Source organism: Armatimonas sp. (assembly GCF_031410135.1).
Classification (GTDB): Bacteria; Armatimonadota; Armatimonadia; order Armatimonadales; family Armatimonadaceae; genus Armatimonas.
The window spans coordinates 1-4,052 of record NZ_JANNYP010000219.1 but is presented as its reverse complement, the minus strand read 5'-3'; the positions used below and the strand labels follow the sequence as shown (position 1 = coordinate 4,052).

The 4,052-nt window shown below is 58.9% G+C and carries 3 protein-coding genes; all 3 read left to right on the top strand.

Going from position 1 to position 4,052, the window contains the following annotated elements:
• On the top strand, positions 1 to 2,173 hold a 2,173-nt coding region (locus tag RMO15_RS07780), incomplete at its 5' end, for a PAS domain S-box protein (RefSeq protein WP_309710144.1).
• A 24-nt stretch (positions 2,174 to 2,197) separates the two neighbouring features.
• Entirely contained in the window at positions 2,198 to 3,451 is a 1,254-nt protein-coding gene (locus RMO15_RS07775; protein ID WP_309710141.1) for an ATP-binding protein, read from the top strand.
• Positions 3,448 to 4,052, top strand: a 605-nt coding sequence (locus tag RMO15_RS07770) for a response regulator transcription factor (RefSeq protein WP_309710140.1), incomplete at its 3' end; no start/stop codon positions are given. The genes RMO15_RS07775 and RMO15_RS07770, both read left to right, overlap by 4 nt.

Below are 4,052 nucleotides of genomic sequence, written 5' to 3'. Positions count from 1 at the left end.
TCAGCTTGTGGATCTGAGTGGTCAGCTACTCTGGAGCAACACGGAAGCCCAGCGCCTTCTGGATCTTCCTGAGCGCGATTCGACAGAGACATGTCACTGGACTGCCCCCTGGGACGGACGCACCGAGTTTGACGAAGCCATTTCAGGAACACGGACACGTTTTGAGGCAGGCTATACGACAGCATCTGGGAAAGAGCTCTGGCTGGAGTTCGACCTAGTGCCTTTTCTTGAGGTGGACTCCCATCCTCCCTTTCTCTACATTATCTGCCGAGATCGCACAGAGGAGCACCGTCGCGCCGAGGAGCTGGCTCGGCTGGAGGTCTTTGTTGCCTGTACCGCCGATGCCGTCATTGGCTTTGGCTATGAGGGGGTCATCACTTTTTGGAACACAGGAGCGGAGCTAATTTTTGGCTACACCAAGCAAGAAGCTATTGGGCAAAAATACACGCTGATCGCCACTCCAGAGATGCACGAAGAACAGAGAAACACCTACGCACAGCTGACCCTAGGAAGGCACCGACGGCAGGACACAAAGCGACGGCGCAAAGACGGCACTCTGGTTGATGTGAGCATTACCTCCTCACCCATTATTCTGGGAGGGCAAAAAATGCCCGGAGGCGTGGCGGTAATTCAAGACAATACTGAGAAAATGAAGGCGCTGGAGGAGCTTCAGCGGCGCAAGGAGCAGATCGAGACGACCGTCCAGCAGATGCAGCTCGCGCTAACGGCGGCGCAGATGGGGACTTTTATCTCGGATTTAGAAACCGGCGGGATTGCACTCTCGGAGTCAACGCGGGCACTCTTCAAGCTGCCCCCCGAGATCGAGATTACGACCCGCCAGTCTATCTACGACTACTGCCACCCCGAAGACCACGAGCGAATTCAGAGCGCCATTGCCGAGTCCCGTGCCACGGGGAGGGACTTTACAGTAGAGTTTCGGGCGCTTCCCCCGGACGGTGGCCTGCGGTGGCTCGCGGCACGGGGACGGGTGGAGCGTAGTGCGGAGGGGGCAGCGCAGCGGCTGATCGGGGTGATCTGGGACATTGACAAGCACAAGCGCGAAGAGGAAGAGCGGGCACGCCTGGCCGCTTTTGTCGCTTGCACGGGCGATGCGATTATCGGCTTTGATCGTGTGGGAAACATCACGCACTGGAACCTGGGGGCGCAGGAGATGTTTGGCTACACCCCGGAAGAGGCTCTCGGGCAGAGCTACACGCTCATTGGAACCACGGAGGTGCATGCCTTCCAGCACCGGGTCTTTTCTGAGACGATTAAAGGCGACACGCACCGCTGGTACGACACGCAGCGGCGCTGCAAAGACGGCAGGGTTCTGGAGGTCTCCGTGACCACGTCGCCTCTGATTATCGGGGGGGAGATCGTGGGCCTCGTGGGGATCGTCCGGGAGATCACCGAGAAAGTGCGCGCGACACAGCAGCTTGCCGAGCTCAATGACAAACTGAAGGCCACCGCCGAGGAGAAGCGCCAGTTTGTCAATATGGTTCTCCACGACCTGCGTCATCCTCTGACAACCGTAAAGACTCTGCTCTATCTCCTGCGCCACGACTCTGTTTTAACCCGCGATGAGCACCTGGAGGTGATTGAGGGGCGCGTCTCGGTGCTGCACTCGCTGCTGGAGGAGCTCACCGAGTACCACCGGATTGAGGCGGGACGGGGCTACATCACGGTGGAAAAAATCGCGGTTCGGGAGCTGCTCACCGAGTGCGTCGCGAACTTCAGCCCCGCGCTAGTGGGAAGCGAGGTGCAGATCCAGTGCACAGTCGGCCCCGAGCTAGAGCGGGTCTCTACGGATCGCAATAAGCTGATGCACATCCTGCTCAATCTCCTCTCCAATGCGCTGAAGTTCACGCCACAGGGACAGATTACGGTTCGTGCAGATTTGGTAGGAGCCGAGCACTGGGTACTGACTGTAGAGGACACAGGGTTTGGTATTCCTCAAGAAATACAGTCGCATATCTTCGAGGAGTTCTATCAGAGCCAAGACAATGCACTGAGTCAAAAGCGGCAGGGCTTTGGGCTGGGCCTGAGCATTGTCAAGCAGCTCTGTGATGCTCTGCAAGGCAAGCTAGAGCTGGAGAGTCTGCCCGGACAAGGCACACGCTTTGCCATTACGTTTCCTCAGAACTTGATCCCAAGTGCTGTTACCTTCTCGTAACCTTGTCTGGCTATACTGAATAAAATGTCCCCTCAGATGGTTGCGATTCTGCACCGAATCAGCCTGCTCTATGAGCCTGACCCGGAGCTTGTCTTTCGGCAGATCGTGGATCTTGTCTCCGAGTTCTATGGCAATACCATGGTCATGGTGAATGTCATTGAGGGGGAGATGATCCGGTATCGAGCCGTGGCGAACCTTCATCCTGTCTTTTCGACGGTGCGATCCCTTAAGAGAAAGGCGACTCTGTGCGAAATTGCCCTCCAGACCGCCGAGCCGCTCTTGGTTCAGAACGCCCAGACCAGTGCGCTGTTTTGTCACCACCGCGTTGTGGGCTTGAAACTGCGGCGTTACCTGGGTGTGCCAGTATGTAGCTCTAGCGGCAGTATGGTGGGGACTCTATGTCTGCTCGATGACCAGACCGAGGTGATCTTGACTGACGAGGACATCCAGTTTTTCTCGCTGCTGGCGATGCGCGTGAGCGCGGAACTGGAGAGAGAGAAGATTATGGAGGAGAGAGTCGCGGAGCAGAGGGTCTATGCAGAGCGCCTAGAGGAAAAGCTGGCAAAACAGTCCGAGGCCCTGAAGGCCGCGCAGGATAAGTTTGTGGAGGCAGCCCAGCTCTGGGCGGTCGGGACGGTCGCGGTGGGGATCGCCCATGACCTGCGCAATGTTCTGACGGCGATTCAGCTAGAGCTTCAGGCGCTGGGCGAGGGAGCCTACCCGGAGAGTATCGCGCGGCAGTGGGACCGGCTCTACGTCCTGACCCACTCCCTGCTGGCCCTCTCCGACGAAACCGAGGTCGCGACGAGCGCCGTGAGCCTCCCCGACGTGGTGGACTTTGTCTTTAAGCTCCTCCAGGGCCAGGCGGAGGTAGACGGGGTGACGCTGCAGAAGAAGCTCATCGGCGATGTTCCCTTGGTTTCGGGGAACAAGCGTCGGCTGGAGCATCTCTTTGTCAACCTGCTGGTCAATGCGCTCGATGCCATGGCAGCAACCGGCGGCGCACTTACCGTCACGCTACGTCAAGAAACGCGCACTCTGAATCAGCGTGGGGTGCGTATCACGGTTCAGGACACAGGGCAACCCATCGCCCCCGAGAGCCTGCCGCATCTCTTCGATCCCTTTTTTACGACGCGTGCCAACCATATCGGGTTGGGCCTGTTTAGTGTCCAGCGCATTGTCAGCGCACACCAAGGCGAGATTCACGTGGAGAGCCTGCCCGGTCAAGGCACCTCAGTCTCCGTGTGGCTCCCCCTAGAGGAGAAAGAGTCATTATGAGTGGGAAACTGCTGCTGGTGGACGATGACCGCTATGTTCTCAACCCCTTGGCGCGGCTTTTGGGGATCAACGGCTACCACTGCACGCTTGCGGTAACCGGCAATGAGGCGCTGCGCCTGCTGGCCGCCGAAGACTTTGACCTGATGCTGCTGGACATTGGCCTGCCAGACATGGACGGCCTGACGGTGTGTCGCCGGGCGCGGGCCAAGCATAACCTCCCGATTATCATGCTCACAGCGCGCGATGCCTCGTCGGACACAATCCTGGGCCTTGAGGTCGGGGCCGACGACTACATCACCAAGCCCTTTGAGCCGCAGGAGATCCTGGCGCGGATTCGTGCCCAGCTACGGCGCTTCCAGGAATACAGCCAGCCGCTAGAAGCCGAGAACAAAGTGACTCTGGGGAGCCTCGTGGTGGATCTCGATCTGCGCGATGCCTTGGTCGAGGGACGACGTGCCCAGCTCACGGCCCGTGAGTTTGAGCTGCTCGTCCTGCTGGCAAGAAGCCCCGGACGAGCGCTTGCCCGAGACTGGATCTTTGAGGAAGTCTGGGGCTGCGATGCGGAGCTAGGCGTAAAAGTCCTGGCCGTCTGCGTGCGCCG

What these genes read in the sequence shown, in the direction of transcription:
- RMO15_RS07775 (WP_309710141.1), top strand. Translation starts at nt 2,198, where the DNA reads ATGTCCCCTCAGATGGTTGCGATTCTGCACCGAATCAGCCTGCTCTAT.